Genomic DNA, 15,182 nt, shown 5'->3' on the forward strand with positions numbered 1-15,182 from the left:
CCAAAAGAGAAAGTGTTAGGATTTGATGATTAATCTTTATACCAACCACGGTGATAGCCATTATCATGACGGTAATGATGACGAGATTTATAGTATCTACGATCATCATAAGAACGACGGTTGTCGTAACGGCGCTCATCGTAAGAACGACGATTTTCGTAGCGGCGGTCTTCTTCACGATCTTGACCAACTTTTTGACCTAAAGCCGCACCACCTGCTGCACCCAAACCAGCACCAATATAGCCGCCACTCGTTCCACCGACATTACGTCCAACGGTGTAACCACCAACACCGCCTAGTCCACCACCAATGGCGGCTTCAGTGCGATCACGTTTATTGCTTGATGCTGCTGCACCACCAGCACCACCAATTGCGGAACCAATCATGGCACCCGTATTACCGCCAAGTTGTTTACCAACTGCTGTACCAACAATACTACCAAGTGCTGAAGTTGCTGCAACACGTGCTGTATTATCTGCATGTGCAACAGTCATCATTGATGAGGTTGCCAAGATGACGCTACATAACCACATATTCGATTTCATGGTGAAACTCCTTATCCATTCTTTTGGACAGTATTCTTTTGCTTGAGACAAATGTAACAAGACTTTTAAGTGGAAATATGGAGCGCAATAGGATGATTGAGAGAGTTTGGCGAGAGTTTTGTATATGTTCTATTACAAATGAACAGATTGTGAATAAATTATAAAAAATAAGAATGAGTATGCTGTAAGCAACGATGCCTAGCTGAATCGAGTACAATAGACTGAGTTTGAGATGAGGATGTAGTTATGCTGTTGGAAAAAATTTTGCAATCGCAAGGCTTTGGTTCAAGAAAGTATTGCCAACAGTTAATTAAAAATGGTTCTGTGCAGATTGAAGGACAAATTTGTGAAAACCCTAAACAGAATATAAATACGGATCAGCTTTGTTTTCAAGTATTTGGAGAAGAATACCAATATCGAGAACATCTCTACATTGTTTTAAATAAACCGAAGGGCTATGAATGTTCACATCAGGCAACGCATCATAAAAGTGTATTTAGCCTACTACCTGAAATTTTGATCCATCGAGGTATTCAATGCGTGGGAAGACTAGACCAAGATACCACAGGATTATTGTTATTGACTGATGATGGTCAATATTTACAAGCCTTAACCAATCCGCGTAAGCATGTGCCAAAAGTTTATCATGTAACGACTGCCGATCCGATTTCAGCTGAGCAATTAATGGCTTTAGAACAGGGAGTTGAGCTAAGGAATGAAAAAGGTATTTATGCCGCAACCAATCTTCAACTATTTTCCACACATCAATTGGCAATGACAATTCATCAAGGTGTTTACCATCAAGTTAAACGTATGCTTGCCGCAGTCGGAAATAAAGTTGAGCTTTTACATCGCCAACAAATAGGATTACTTGAGCTTTCTGAATTACCAGAAGGTGAATGGATTTATCTTACATCTTCGCAAAAACAATTAAGTCAAAATATTGCTTTAGATATCGAGTAACTATTTTAAAAAACAGTGAAAGGTCTTGAATTCATCATCTTGAATAAATCCCATTTGTTCATAAAGACGGCGAGACTCATAATTATTTTTTTGTGTTTCGAGACTAATTCTTTGTGCATTTTCATGGCGAGCAAAAAGAATTGCAGTGTCAATTAATTGCTTAGCCGATCCTTGTTTTCGATAAGATGGGGTTACATAAACATCATCTAAAATATAATAGGTTTCGCAAGAAACAGATGAAAAAGCAAGGTACAGTAAAACAAAGCCTGTGAGCACATCATCTTTAACGTGAATGAAAATGACACTATCTTTATTTTCGAAACGATGTTTTAGAAATTGATAGGATTGTTCAATATTGGATGATGTACCATAGAATTGACGGTATTCATCAAACAAGACAGCAAGTTGGTGAAGATCTTCTTTTGTTGCTCGTTTAACAATCATTCCTGTCCATCCTTGCATTTATAATTTTATTTGGACTATCAGAATAACGAAAAAATTTAAGCTTAAAAAATAAAAACTTGTTTATAAATGCAACATTGTTAAGTTTTGTCACTTTCACCTAACAGTGCATTCAATTCTTCAAATAGATCTTCATGATCGTCTTCAACATGCAAATCTATAGCAGTTGAAGGATCATTTATTGCTGCATTTTTAGATTTACGGAGCTTGAGTAACTGTTCCATATTAATGTTTTGATTTTCAATCGCAAAAGGAATTGATTTCGTCAACACAACTTGTTTAAAGAAAAGACGAACAGCTTGGGCAGGGGATATACCTAACTGCTTAAAAACGGCAAATGCCTGCTTTTTTTCCTGAGAATCAAGTCGAACCTGATAAACTTCTGTTTTTCGCATGAAAGATATGACCAAATATTTTTAGTTATCGTCATGTATTCTAAACCATTGCAATGTAATTTCAATATTTCTGAAGTGAAAAAAATAGCAATTTTGTCATTACGTTGTATTTACAATGTCAGTTCAAATTTAGAATTAAAATGCATTTCTTGATTTAAAATGGGATCGATAAAATAAATCTCTTTTGCTAACAACTGGAGCGGTTTTTCAAAGTCATCATCGGCTTTATGTGCGACAACTGGATAAAACGGATCATTTAAAATTGGAATGCCTAAGTAATTAAGGTGCACACGCAATTGATGTTGTTTACCCGTCTTGGGTTTAAGCTGATATTTTGCGTAATGTTGATTGTGTTCCAAAAGCGCTATCAAAGTTTCAGAATTCTGAGGTTTTTCAGAATTATTTTGCATCGTGTAAAACGGCTGACCTTTTTCTAAATGGAGCTGTAATATTTGTGGGAAATGTAATTCAGCTCGATAAGCTGCAATCGCGTGATAGATTTTTTGCACTTTTCGATCTGCAAAAAGTTGTTGGTATATTCCTCGAAGTTCTGGTTTTTTACAGAATAAAACGATGCCCGCTGTTTCGCGATCCAGTCGATGAATCGGGGTTAGATCCTCATATCCAGTTTGCTTTTTTAAACGTACTAATAATGTTTCCTGAACATATTGCCCAGTTGGAGTCATAGTAAGAAAGTGGGGTTTATCAACCACGAGTAAATGTTCATTTTCGTATAAAATCTCATGCAGAAAAGGCACATGAATTTCATGCGCCAGAAAACGATAATAAAAAATATGGGTATTAGGCGTATAGTGGCTTTCTATGTTTAAGATGTCACCATCAGCCGCATAAATTAACTGATCAGCAAAGCGCTGCTGCCATTCACTGGCTTGAATATGCGAGAAGTGTTGGCAAAGATATTCAAAAATGGTAGGTGCCGAAATATTTTGAGGTAAAAAGACTTTACTGGCACTGACACCATTGATCACTGGAGGGATAAAATTTTCAACCGTATTCATATTATTTTGAGTGATGCTGAAGAATGAAAATTTGGGACATATCCATGGTCAAACATTTTTACAAAAGTTTGAGGTGTTAATACAGTAACTATAAGATTTTGAGGTAATTCAATTTTCTTTTGATAGCCATCAAAAGACCAAATCAAATAACAGTTTTCTTTATAAACTACAATCGCTTCAGAAGCATATTCAAAAAAAGTTCCAATAGGCAGTTCTGAAAGATTTGCTTGAAATGTATGCTGCATTTTTTCAGCATTAATTCGATCTTGGTGGATATGTTTATCCATTTCTTTTGCTGAAATTGATATACCTGCGTTGTTGATATTTAACCAGATTTTTTTAAACTCTTGATAACGTTTTCTTTGGCATTCGCCACAGGGACGATGTCCTGCAGATAAAGCTGTGGCTTCATCTAAAAAAAATAATTCTGAATAAGAGTCACCAAAAACTTCTCTTTTAATATTACCGAATGTTGTTAAACAATGAATCCATGACTGTGTTGCCCATTGTTTAATAATCTGTTTATTCGAGTTATGGAGACGACCGCCACGATTTCCCATCAGCATCGCTTTTTTAGAAGGATGCTTATGCAATTTTCCCCAAGGGTTTACTCTATTTTGTAAGGTCATATTTAAATTCTTGAACGTTTTAAAAAGAAGCAATTCATTTCGGTGCATTAGGCTTTAACGCAGGGCGATGTTATCATAGCGGGTATCCCAATTTTATTCTATTTACCATGTCATATTCAGTGAAATTTACTTTAAATCATGAACAAGACACTCAAAAATTTGCGCAAGTGCTCTCACAACAAGTGCATTCAGGCGTTATATATTTGATTGGTGATTTAGGGGCTGGAAAAACGACATTTACGCGTTACTTTATCCAGAATCTTGGGCATCAAGGTTCAGTAAAAAGTCCAACTTATACCTTGGTTGAGCCATATACCATTCAAGGCAAAGAAATTTTCCATTTTGATTTATATCGTTTAGATGATCCCTATGAATTAGAACTGATGGGAATTCGTGATTATTTAGAAACCCCAGATGCTTTATTCTTATTTGAATGGCCGTCAAAAGGTGGAGACGAAATACCAAAAGCTGATGTAATCATTGATATTCAAAAATCGGAGGATGAATTGACTCGGTTTGTCACGCTAACTAGTGAATCCGAATCTTTATCTCAAACTTTGCAGGAACAATTGAATGGCGCATGATTCAACTCGTCGTATTCATACCCTTGATGCTGCCTTAGCCAACCAGATTGCTGCCGGTGAAGTGATTGAACGTCCATCATCAGTTGTTAAAGAATTATTAGAAAATGCAATCGATGCTGGCGCAACCGAACTTATTATTCGGGTAGCGCAAGGTGGTTCGACCCTGATTGAAATCATTGATAATGGCCATGGAATTCATCCTGAAGATTTACCATTAGCGGTGATGCGTCATGCGACAAGTAAAATTAAAACATCGGAAGACTTGCATGCAATTGTTAGTTTAGGCTTTCGTGGAGAAGCATTAGCTTCGATTGCTGCAGTATCACGTTTGACGTTGACCAGTAGCCAAGATGAACAAGGCGTGGGTTATCAGGTTGAAGTGAATGGAACAGCATTTGATCATCAACAAATACAGGCTGTTGCAGCACAAAAAGGTACACATATTCGTATACAAGATTTATTTTTCAATGTGCCAGCGCGCCGAAAGTTTTTAAAAAAACCAAGTACAGAATTTGGTCATATTGAAGAAATAGTCCGTCGTTTGGCTTTGACTCATTTTGAAATTCGTTTTGTACTCGAACATAACGATAATATTCGTTTAAATTTGCCGATTGCTGATAGTGGTGAATTACGTTATCAGCGTGTCCAGCAGTTGTTAGGTCAACAGTTTATTCAAAATGCCTATTGGATCGATGCTGAAAGTATCAATATGCGTTTGTCAGGCTGGTTAGGGCATCCTTCCGACGCACGTGCACAGGCTGACATGCAATATGTGTATGTGAATGGTCGTATTGTCAAAGATAAAACCATTTCACACGCTTTACGTATGGCCTATGAAGGAATTTTGCATGGGCATCAACATTCATCTTATTTATTGTTTTTAGAAGTTGATCCAGAAAATATTGATGTGAATGTTCATCCAACCAAACATGAAATTCGTTTTTTGAACCAGCGTGAAGTACATGAGTTTGTACGGCATTATGCCAAAGCAACCTTGTCTCAATTTCAAACCGCAACTGCTGATTTAGCACAAGCGATGAAAACAGATGAAGCGGAGGCAGAAAATTTTAATTATCAGCCTCAGCCAAAATACCAAGAACAATTCAATTTACATCGAGCAGTAGCTGAGCCTGAACGACAAGCCAATCAGCAGGTTGTTGTTTCGACAGATTTACTCACTGAGTTTAATCAAAGCCGCCCACAGGCAGTACAGTACAATTCAACACCTCAAGAACCACGTTATAATGGCTCTGCACAGTTAAATAATGCACTCAAAAGCTATTTAGCGCCTTTACGTGAAGAAACAGAAGATGGAAATAATCCTGGCCCATCACGTGTAGATGAATTTCCTTTGGGAATTGCAATCGCACAACTGCATGGCATCTATATTTTGGCGCAAAATACTGAAGGCCTGATCATTGTGGATATGCATGCGGCACATGAACGTATCTTGTTGCAGCAGATGAAGTCGGCATGGGATAAACCTGAATTTTGGACCTCGCAACAACTGCTGATTCCTAAAGTTGTTTCCATTACTCGTATGCAAGCGACTCGCGTTGAAGATTTACAACCACAATTAGAACGTTTGGGGTTGGAAATTGATCAATATGGCGATGATCAAGTGATTGTGCGTGGTGTGCCTGCCATTTTGCATAAAGCTGACTTTAGTAATTTAATTCCAGAATTATTAAATGATCTTGATCCAAATGATGAAGCCAGAGGCCTATTACAAAAACGTGATGAGCTTCTTGCTGGTATGGCGTGTCATGGGGCTGTAAGAGCACATCGACAACTCAGTCTTTCGGAAATGAATGCTTTATTACGCCAAATGGAACAAACTGAATTTGCCAGTCAATGTAATCATGGGCGTCCAACTTGGCGCGCATTTCCATTGCATCAATTAGATAAATTATTTGCTCGAGGAGAGTAGTTTTACATGTCAAATCAATTGCCCGTCATCAATTTAATGGGGCCTACCGCAAGTGGTAAAACAGCATTGGCATGCGAACTCTATGAACGCGGTAATTTCGAATTGATTTCTGTGGATTCAGCTTTAGTTTATAAAGATATGGATATTGGGACTGCTAAACCCACAAAAGAAGAGCAACAACAATACCCGCATCACTTAATCGATATTATTACGCCATTGGACGTATACTCAGCAGCACAATTTGTTGAAGATGTTTGCCCATTAATTGATGACATGCATTCGCGTGGCAAAACACCAATTTTAGTGGGCGGCACAATGCTATATTTTAAATCGCTACTTGAAGGATTAGCTAATAATCTACCGAATGCGGATCAAAGTATTCGTGATGCAATTCTCGCTAAAGCTGATCTTGAAGGCTGGCAGTCTGTTTATGATGAATTGGCTTCTGTTGATCCAATTGCTGGACAAAAGTTCAAAGTTTCAGATAAACAAAGAATTATTAGGGCATTAGAAGTTTACCGAATTACAGGTGAACCAATAACAAAATTACAGGCAGAACAGCCTAAAAATCAACCATATCGTTACAAATTTCATAATTACGCATTGATGCCAGATCGGGTAGAATTACATCAACGTATTGAGCAACGTTTAAGCAAAATGTGGAGTATTGGATTTTTAAATGAAGTAGAGGAATTAATTAGAAAATACGATTTAAGTGATAATTTACCATCCATGCGGTCTGTGGGTTATCGTCAAGCTTTAGATTTTTTATTAAAAAGTGACCTAAGTCTCAAAAATAAAGTAGAAATGGAGAACAAAGCATTATTTGCGACACGGCAACTTGCCAAACGTCAATACACTTGGTTACGTTCTTTGCAAGAAATACACGATTTTAAAACTTACGTGACGATAAAGCAGGCGAAAGAAGACTTGCGAAACTTCTTTGGATAAAGCAAAATTCGCAGGCTGTCTTTTTATAATTTTTAGTTGAAAAATAAAGATAGTTTTTTTGCGCTGATTTAAAAATTTTTTGGAGTTACAAATGTCTAAAGGTCAAACTTTACAAGATCCGTTCTTAAATTCTCTCCGTAAAGAACGTATTCCAGTTTCTATTTTCCTCGTGAACGGTATTAAATTACAGGGGCATATTGAGTCTTTTGATCAATATGTAGTTTTATTAAAAAACACTGTAAGTCAAATGGTTTATAAACACGCGATTTCTACAGTTGTTCCTGCGCGTAACCCTCGTCCAGCTGGTGCTCAAGGTACTGGTGGCTTCCCAGCTCAAGGTGCTACAGGTGGCTTCGGTGGTCAAGGTGCTGCTGGTGGCTTCGGTGGTCAAGGTGGCGGCTTCGGCGGTCAAGGTGGCTTCGGTGGTCAAGGTGGCGGCTTCGGCGGTCAAGGTGGCTTCGGCGGTCAAGGTGGCTTCGGTGGTCAAGGCGGCTTCGGTGGTCAAGGCGGCTTTGGTAGTCAAGGTGGGTTCGGTGGTCATCAAGGTGGCTTCGATAGCGAAACTAAATTCGAAGATGGTCAAGAAGACGAAAATAATCGTTAATTGATCTATGATCTTTTAAAAAAGCCAGTCTAATAATAGACTGGCTTTTTTTGTGTTTTTACATAGCTAGAAAAACTATGGAAATGATTGTTGCAGCTGCGTGTTGTAGTGTATTGGTCTCGATTCTTTTAAAATATTTAAAAGCAAAAGGTTTTGATGTTTTTCAAATCATCGCGTGGAATTATTTGAGCGCAAGCCTTTTATGCTTTTATTGGTTTAAAACCGATATTACTCATATTTCTCTCAATAATACGCCTTGGTGGTTAATTCTTGTTTTAGGTCTATTATTACCAAGTATATTTTTATGCTTAGCCAAGTCGCTACAATTCGCTGGTATCTTAAAAACGGAAATTGCTCAGCGGCTTGCAGTCATACTGTCGTTATTAGCTGCCTATTTTATTTTTGGTGAGCAATTTAGCCAATTGAAATTAATTGGGGTTGTTTTCGGAGTTATGGCAATTTTAGCGATCATTATGGGACAGGCCACAGAGCAGGCAAGTAAAGGCATGAGCTTAAAATCAGCCTTATTTTTGTTTAGTGTTTGGGCGGGTTATGCAGCAATTGATGTATTACTAAAATATAGCAGTAGTTTAGGCTTACAGTTTGCGGTCACGCTAAATTTAACTTTTATTACAGCCTTTATTTTATCTATCATTTATATCGCCATTACCCAACGGAACTGGCAACCTAAAAACATTTTTATGGGATTATGTTTGGGTGTACTGAACTTTGCCAATATTGCTTTGTATGTTAAAGCACATATGATTTTTAAAGAGTCACCTGCAATCGTATTTGCTGGAATGAATATCCTTGTCGTAATGTTAGGAGTAATTAGTGGCATAGTGTTCTTTAAAGAAAAACTGACTACTTACACATGGATTGGTCTATTTGCTGGAATACTTGCGGTGCTGTGTTTAGCTAAATCAATGATGAATTAAGGGAGCTTTAACTCCCTTAAATAAAAATTATAAGCGAGTGAATACCACTTGATCTGGCAGCCGAGATTTAGGCAATTTTGCATTAAAGTCATTTTCACTACGATAACCGAGAGAAACAACAACGGATGCCTTTAAACCTTTTTCAGCTAATCCAAATTCTTGATTGATAGTATCTCGATCAAAGCCTTCCATTGGGGTTGCATCAACTCCTTCTAATCCGGCAGCGAATAGTAGTTGCCCAAGTGCAAGATAAGTTTGATTTTCCATCCAAGCAGAGAGGTTTTTGAGTTCATTGCGATAAAACTCAACATAGCCTTTACGAGTATCTCGTTGACCTTGTTTTGCGGTTTCATCTTTGAAGCGACCATTTACTTCATCTTGTTGTAGTAATTGTTCTAAGTATTCAGCGCTGATATCTGTACGAGTACAAAATACAAGAGTATGCGAAGAATTTAAAACTTTTGCTGAATTATAAATATAATTACCAGTCAGGGCTTTCGAAATTCTTTGTTTCGCCTCATCGGTTTCAGCAATTAAAAAGTGCCAAGGTTGAATGTTTACTGAAGAAGGGCTGAAACGCAGAACTTCGAGTAGTTTTTCAAATTGTTGTTGTGGAATTTTTTTCTCTGCATCATATGCCTTTGTTGCATAGCGTGTTTTGGCAGTAACTAGAACATCCATCCGTCTTTCACTCAATTAGAAATTTTAATGATTTTACTTGATATTAATTACATCGAAAGTAGCTAAATGTGATTTTGTATAGAGATTTAAGTTTTACGAACGGTGAATAAGTTAGTCAAAAAAATTCTACGTATTTACTCGATTAATATGACCATTTTTTGAAATCGAGCTTAAAGTTTTCTTGCTCATTTATCTCAAGTATCCAAGCCGTATCTTCACGCCAATCACCAAGGACAATACGCTTTTTATTAATAACTTCGTGAATTTCAGGGCGATGGGTATGACCGTGGATTAAGAAATCTACTTGATGAATTGAATTTTCAACGACATGCAGATTCACATCCATAATGTCATAACTTTTTAGTTGTTTAGTTTTACTACTTTTTTTACGAAAACCATTGGCAAGTTTTTGTCTAAAATTTAAAGGTGTGCTCTTTAGAATGCCCAATAAGATTGGATTACGTATCACTTTGCGAAAACGTTGATAAGCAACATCATCGGTACATAAAGCATCGCCATGTTCGAGGCGAAACTTCCTATGATTAATTTCTAGAATATAAACATCAGGTAAAAGCGTAGCATTAAATAGTGCTAAAAACTTCTTACCCAAAACAAAATCTCGATTTCCAACTTGGAAATAAACATGATTATTCGCAGCTGTGAATTCTTGTAAGGCTGTAATAATTTCATCTAGCCATGGGGCACTATAATCATCACCAATCCAAGCATTAAACCAATCACCTAAAATATAGAGTTGAGTGTTTTTATTTTTATATTCTTTTAATAAAGCCAAAAACCCTCGAACGAGTCGAGGGTGATCAGGTGACAAGTGTAAATCTGAAATAAACAGATAAGTCACAAAGAATCCTGTTGGATAAAATTATTCAGAGATAATTTTAGCAGATTCGATAACTACATTCTCTAAAGGAACATCAGCATGATAACCACGGTTACCAGTACGGACACCTTTAATTGCAGCTACAACATCCATACCTTCAACAACTTTACCAAATACTGCATAACCCCAACCTTGTGCTGTTTTACCAGTGTGGTTTAAGAAAGAGTTATTTTTTACGTTGATAAAGAATTGAGCTGACGCAGAATGAGGAGCTTGCGTACGTGCCATAGCAATTGTGCCTTCATCGTTGCTTAAGCCGTTGTCAGCTTCATTTTCGATAGAATCACGAGTAGCTTTTTCTTTGAAGTTTTCGTCCATGCCACCGCCTTGGATCATGAAACCATCAATCACACGGTGGAAAATTACGCCGTCATAGAAACCGTCGCGTACATATTCTAAGAAATTTGCAACCGTTTTTGGTGCTTTTTCAGCGTTAAGCTCAAGAACAATACGACCTTTATTGGTATTTAATTCGACTTGAGGAAAACTCATTACATTAATCTCCTAAACATGGGTTTGTGACCATGGGTTTTTGGTTGAGAGAAGCATAAGCAAACTGTAAACTACAAGGCAAGTAAAAAACGTTAAAATCTTTCATAAATAGCAAAGATTGCGTTTTTATTTCCCATTTTTAACTGTAAGAAGTGATTTACACCCTATGAAGCCAAATGATGTTGTTTCAGAACTGCCAAAGACCCCGACGCCGAATACTCATGCCTCTGTCGATGCCGCGCAGCAAGAACAACAGGCAGGCTTGGACTTTATACGTCAGGTGATTACCGATGATTTAAAAGAAGGTCGTACCCAAAAAGTTGTAACTCGTTTCCCGCCTGAGCCAAATGGTTATCTGCATATTGGTCATGTCAAAGCAATTTGTTTGAACTTTGGTATTGCCGAAGAATTTGATGGTCTATGTAATTTACGTTTTGACGATACAAACCCAGATGCCGAAGAACAAGAATATGTTGATGGTATTGCCAACGATGTGAAATGGTTAGGTTTTAACTGGAATGGTGAGCCTCGCTATGCTTCAGGTTATTTTGATCAACTTTACACGTGGGCTGTTCAATTAATTGAACAGGGGGATGCCTATGTGGACTTGCAAACACCTGAAGAAATCAAGTTGAATCGCGGTAATTTCGTTGAACCTGGTAAAAACTCGCCATATCGTAATGCGACTGTGGAAGAAAATCTGGCGTGTTTCGAGCAAATGCGTAATGGTGAGTTGGGCGAGGGCAAAGCGGTTTTACGTGCCAAAATTGATATGGCCAGCCCGAACGTGCATATGCGTGATCCGATTCTTTATCGAGTCTTACATTCAGAGCATCACCAAACGGGTGATAAATGGAAAATGTATCCAATGTATGACTATGCTCATCCATTGTCAGATGCAATTGAAGGGATTACTCATTCACTCTGTACTTTAGAGTTCCAAGATCACCGTCCATTCTATGATTGGGTGATTGAGAAAGTCCACTCTCAGGCTGTACCGCGTCAATATGAGTCATCACGTTTAAACATCGATTACACGATTACTTCTAAACGTAAATTGCGTAAATTGGTTGAGGGTAACCATGTACAGGGTTGGGATGATCCGCGTATGCCAACCGTAGTGGGGATGCGTCGTCGTGGTTTTACCCCAGAGGGCTTGCGTGATTTCTGTAAGCGTGTCGGTGTGTCAAAAACTGATGGTATCGTGGATGTGGCAATGCTGGAGTTCTGTATCCGCCAGTCTCTGGAAAACACCGCAGCACGTGGTATGGCAGTGTTGAATCCTTTAAAAGTCACATTGACCAATTTGCCAGAAGAACTCGATTTAACCCATGCTCGTCATCCAAATGTGGATATGGGCGAACGTATCATTCCTTTAACACGTGAAATCTATATTGATCGTAAAGACTTTGAAGAGGTTGCACCAAAAGGATTTAAACGTTTGATTCCAGAAGGCGAAGTGCGTTTACGCCATGCTTATGTGATCAAGTGTGATGAAGTAATCAAGGATACCAATGGTGAAGTAATTGAGCTTAAATGTTCAATTGATCCTGAAACGTTAGGCAAAAACCCTGAAGGTCGTAAAGTCAAAGGGGTTATTCATTGGGTCTCTGCAACGAAAGGGATACCTGCTGAAATTCGTATTTACGATCGTTTATTTACCGCAGCTGCACCTGATGCCGATGATGATTTCCTGGCAAATCTAAATCCTGAATCATTAAAAGTCGTTCAAGCGGTGATTGAACCAGCTTTGGCACAAGCGCAACCTGAAGATCGTTTCCAGTTTGAACGTGAGGGTTACTTTGTTGCAGATCAACATGATCATCAAGCTGAAAAACCAGTGTTTAACCGTATTCTTGATCTTAAAGATAGCTTTAAAGTAGAGAAGAAATAACCTTTAGGTGAATTTGAACTCTTTTTAGCTCGAAGAACTTAGTTTAGACATGGAAAAGCCCAATTTTAAATTGGGTTTTTCTATTATATTATGGATTTATGTGATAGAAATAAATAATCATTGAAATAAGTAAAGCCGTCGACATGAATAAATAAGTATTGATTGAGTGAAAACTTTTTATTAACTTGATCATATTTTATTCCAACTAAAAGAGTGTAAATCAATAATGTTATTTTATTGCTTTTTTAGAAAATAGCTTGCGAGTACTGTCGTTACTTATTGGTCTTAATGTTTGTTTCTGTAATAAAATTTTAATAAGTGTAATATTTTATTTTTCAAATAACTAATTTAAGTTAGGCAAATAGTATGTCTAAATTTATCATAAACATACTGTTTTCGAGTCATGAATTCAATCATCAAGTTTTTCTAAAAAAAATTCAATAATTGCCCTGCATTTACTTTCTAAATGTTCAGCATAATCTAAATTAGCTTGTCGTAACTGAGGAATTGATAAGCCTGCATGCCGTATTTCACACGTATGCCCAATGAGCCATTTCTCAAAACTGTGTTGGTTTATCTCAAGATGAAATTGTAAAGCTAGAATATTATTTCCCACGGCGAATGCCTGATTTGGATAAATTTCTGAGCTAGCGAGTAAAGTTGCTTGTGATGGTAAATCGAAAGTATCACCATGCCAATGTAAGACATGAATATTTTCTAATCCTGATAATGGGTTTTGATCAAGATTTTTTATTTCTAATGGGCTCCAACCAATTTCTTTTTGATGACCTGCGTAGACTTTTGCACCTAATGCATGTGCGATCAATTGTGCGCCTAAACAAATACCAATAGTTGGTTTATTCGCATTCAAGCGTTGCTTAAGGCCTTCAATTTCTTCTATAAGAAAAGGGTAGTCTTCAGTTTCATAAACACCAATTGGTCCACCAAGGATAATGGTAAGACCTTCATAATTTAAAGCGGGTTTAAGATCATCCACACCCGCTTCAAAATAACGAACACGGAAACCGAGTTGATAAAAAATATCTTCTAATGAACCTAAATCTTCAAATGCAAGATGTTGAATTGCATAAACTGTTTTAGGCAAAGAAATTGAAGTATCCATAATCTGTGTAATCACTATAAATAGAGCTTATTTAAGGCATTTTTTGTTCAAGCCAAGAAAATAAATCCTCATACACTTTCTTTCGCACAGGCGGTGCAGATAAGACTAAATCATGTAAGCCATTTTTGATTGCTAAGGTTTGTACATCACCTGTCATTTTCTTTGCATTGTGTGTCATATCTTTGACATCTAAAATCACATCACTTTGCTGTGCATCAAGACCCCATTTTTTTGGATATTTGGATTGGTGTGAATGCATAATCAAGGTTGGAATATTTAAACTAATACCGCGATGGATTTCTTTTTGTGCTTTGTGGATCGCATTTACAAAACATAAATGAACAAAAGGGAGTGATTTGGGCTTCCAATTTAAGTTGAAATCCCATTCACCATAGAAATCTTTATGTAGGCTTGGTGTATACCATTGATTTAAACCACTTGGGAATTTAGCATTTGGTAAACGTTCGCCAACTTCGCTTAATAAAGGAATACCAACTTTTTTCTCTATTACACTTTTATAAAAATCATAAAAAGGACTGTTGGTCCATAGTGCTTTAATCAAGCGATGATCTGGGTAATGTGCTGCGTAGAGCGTTGTAATTAAGCCGCCCGTTGAGTGCCCAGCAAGTAAAACTTGGTTATGATTTTCTTGACCAATAATTTCGAGTGCTTTAGTGATTTCAGCATCATATTCACGTAAGTCGAGTAGATAATAAAACTTCTGATGAGGTAATTTTGAGCGACCATATTTTCTGAGATCGAGAGCATAAAAATCATAACCATGCTGGTTAAATTGCTCTGCCATTTCCGTTTGAAAGAAGTAATCACAGAAACCGTGGATATATAGAACCGCTTTCTTGGTGGCTTGAGCTGCTTTCTTACGAACTAGTGTTGCAACGACTTTACCATCATAATCATCAGCAAAATTTAAAGTGAGTTGCTGATAATCTTCTCCTAGTATATCTGTTTGATATTTATATGAATTTGAGCTGTTCATTTTTATATCTAATCTGAATTAATTAAGAAACACATTAAATGAAAATGTTTGGATGTCAATGTAAAAATGAGATACAA

At 37.3% G+C, this 15,182-nt stretch carries 17 protein-coding genes; 7 read left to right on the forward strand and 10 right to left on the reverse strand.

What is annotated here, in order from left to right; translation table 11 throughout:
- Positions 1-29: 29 nt before the first annotated feature.
- Positions 30-545, reverse strand: coding sequence for a glycine zipper domain-containing protein (locus CDG59_RS06340; protein WP_087544278.1), 516 nt, complete (start codon positions 543-545; stop codon positions 30-32).
- Between the two features lie 246 nt (positions 546-791).
- Between CDG59_RS06340 and CDG59_RS06345 the strand changes: the two genes are divergently transcribed.
- The gene (locus tag CDG59_RS06345; RefSeq protein ID WP_087544279.1) at positions 792-1,508 is read left to right on the forward strand and encodes a pseudouridine synthase; all 717 of its coding nucleotides are present in this window, start codon (positions 792-794) and stop codon (positions 1,506-1,508) included.
- On the opposite strand, the gene CDG59_RS06350 is transcribed toward CDG59_RS06345, so the two are convergent.
- From CDG59_RS06350 to CDG59_RS06365, 4 genes are all read right to left on the reverse strand, one after another.
- Complete coding sequence (locus CDG59_RS06350; RefSeq protein WP_087536111.1) at positions 1,509-1,952, reverse strand: GNAT family N-acetyltransferase; 444 nt, start codon at positions 1,950-1,952, stop codon at positions 1,509-1,511.
- 98 nt (positions 1,953-2,050) lie between these two features.
- A complete protein-coding gene (locus CDG59_RS06355; protein ID WP_087544280.1) occupies positions 2,051-2,365 on the reverse strand; it encodes a type II toxin-antitoxin system RelB/DinJ family antitoxin in 315 nt (104 codons plus the stop codon).
- 110 nt (positions 2,366-2,475) lie between these two features.
- Positions 2,476-3,384, reverse strand: coding sequence for a pseudouridine synthase (locus CDG59_RS06360; RefSeq protein WP_087544282.1), 909 nt, complete (start codon positions 3,382-3,384; stop codon positions 2,476-2,478).
- Positions 3,381-4,013, reverse strand: coding sequence for a hypothetical protein (locus tag CDG59_RS06365; protein ID WP_087544284.1), 633 nt, complete (start codon positions 4,011-4,013; stop codon positions 3,381-3,383). Before CDG59_RS06365 ends, CDG59_RS06360 begins: the two co-directional genes overlap by 4 nt.
- Before the next feature lie 107 nt (positions 4,014-4,120).
- On the opposite strand from CDG59_RS06365, the gene tsaE reads away from it, so the two are divergent.
- From tsaE to CDG59_RS06390, 5 genes are all read left to right on the forward strand, one after another.
- Positions 4,121-4,597, forward strand: a complete 477-nt coding sequence (gene tsaE, locus CDG59_RS06370; protein WP_087544286.1) for a tRNA (adenosine(37)-N6)-threonylcarbamoyltransferase complex ATPase subunit type 1 TsaE — start codon at positions 4,121-4,123, stop codon at positions 4,595-4,597.
- Positions 4,587-6,527 carry a DNA mismatch repair endonuclease MutL gene (gene mutL / locus CDG59_RS06375; RefSeq protein ID WP_087544288.1) on the forward strand — a complete coding sequence of 647 codons (1,941 nt, stop codon included), beginning with the start codon at positions 4,587-4,589 and terminating at the stop codon, positions 6,525-6,527. The genes tsaE and mutL overlap by 11 nt, the downstream gene beginning before the upstream one ends.
- 6 nt (positions 6,528-6,533) lie before the next feature.
- Positions 6,534-7,478, forward strand: coding sequence for a tRNA (adenosine(37)-N6)-dimethylallyltransferase MiaA (gene miaA, locus CDG59_RS06380; RefSeq protein WP_087544290.1), 945 nt, complete (start codon positions 6,534-6,536; stop codon positions 7,476-7,478).
- 91 nt (positions 7,479-7,569) lie between these two features.
- Positions 7,570-8,082: an RNA chaperone Hfq gene (hfq, locus tag CDG59_RS06385; protein ID WP_087544291.1), complete on the forward strand. Its 513-nt coding sequence runs from the start codon at positions 7,570-7,572 to the stop codon at positions 8,080-8,082.
- Positions 8,083-8,159: 77 nt separating this feature from the next.
- Positions 8,160-9,020 (forward strand): DMT family transporter, encoded by an 861-nt coding sequence (locus CDG59_RS06390; protein WP_087544293.1) that lies wholly within the window; start codon positions 8,160-8,162, stop codon positions 9,018-9,020.
- 27 nt (positions 9,021-9,047) lie between these two features.
- Here the strand turns inward: CDG59_RS06390 and nfsB are convergent, their stop codons facing one another.
- From nfsB to CDG59_RS06405, 3 genes are all read right to left on the reverse strand, one after another.
- Complete coding sequence (gene nfsB, locus CDG59_RS06395; protein WP_087544294.1) at positions 9,048-9,701, reverse strand: oxygen-insensitive NAD(P)H nitroreductase; 654 nt, start codon at positions 9,699-9,701, stop codon at positions 9,048-9,050.
- A 142-nt stretch (positions 9,702-9,843) separates the two neighbouring features.
- Complete coding sequence (locus tag CDG59_RS06400; protein WP_087544296.1) at positions 9,844-10,560, reverse strand: UDP-2,3-diacylglucosamine diphosphatase; 717 nt, start codon at positions 10,558-10,560, stop codon at positions 9,844-9,846.
- Positions 10,561-10,581: 21 nt separating this feature from the next.
- A complete protein-coding gene (locus tag CDG59_RS06405) occupies positions 10,582-11,091 on the reverse strand; it encodes a peptidylprolyl isomerase (protein ID WP_004638567.1) in 510 nt (169 codons plus the stop codon).
- A gap of 166 nt (positions 11,092-11,257) precedes the next feature.
- Between CDG59_RS06405 and CDG59_RS06410 the strand changes: the two genes are divergently transcribed.
- Entirely contained in the window at positions 11,258-12,985 is a 1,728-nt protein-coding gene (locus CDG59_RS06410; protein WP_087544297.1) for a glutamine--tRNA ligase/YqeY domain fusion protein, read from the forward strand.
- A gap of 409 nt (positions 12,986-13,394) precedes the next feature.
- On the opposite strand, the gene CDG59_RS06415 is transcribed toward CDG59_RS06410, so the two are convergent.
- Together CDG59_RS06415 and CDG59_RS06420 are read right to left on the reverse strand one after the other, a co-directional pair.
- Positions 13,395-14,108, reverse strand: a complete 714-nt coding sequence (locus tag CDG59_RS06415; RefSeq protein WP_087544299.1) for a glutamine amidotransferase — start codon at positions 14,106-14,108, stop codon at positions 13,395-13,397.
- A gap of 31 nt (positions 14,109-14,139) precedes the next feature.
- Positions 14,140-15,105, reverse strand: coding sequence for an alpha/beta hydrolase (locus tag CDG59_RS06420; protein WP_087544300.1), 966 nt, complete (start codon positions 15,103-15,105; stop codon positions 14,140-14,142).
- Positions 15,106-15,182 lie beyond the last annotated feature (77 nt).

Origin of the sequence: Acinetobacter sp. WCHA29 (genome assembly GCF_002165335.1) — a bacterium.
In the GTDB taxonomy this organism is placed as follows: domain Bacteria; phylum Pseudomonadota; class Gammaproteobacteria; order Pseudomonadales; family Moraxellaceae; genus Acinetobacter.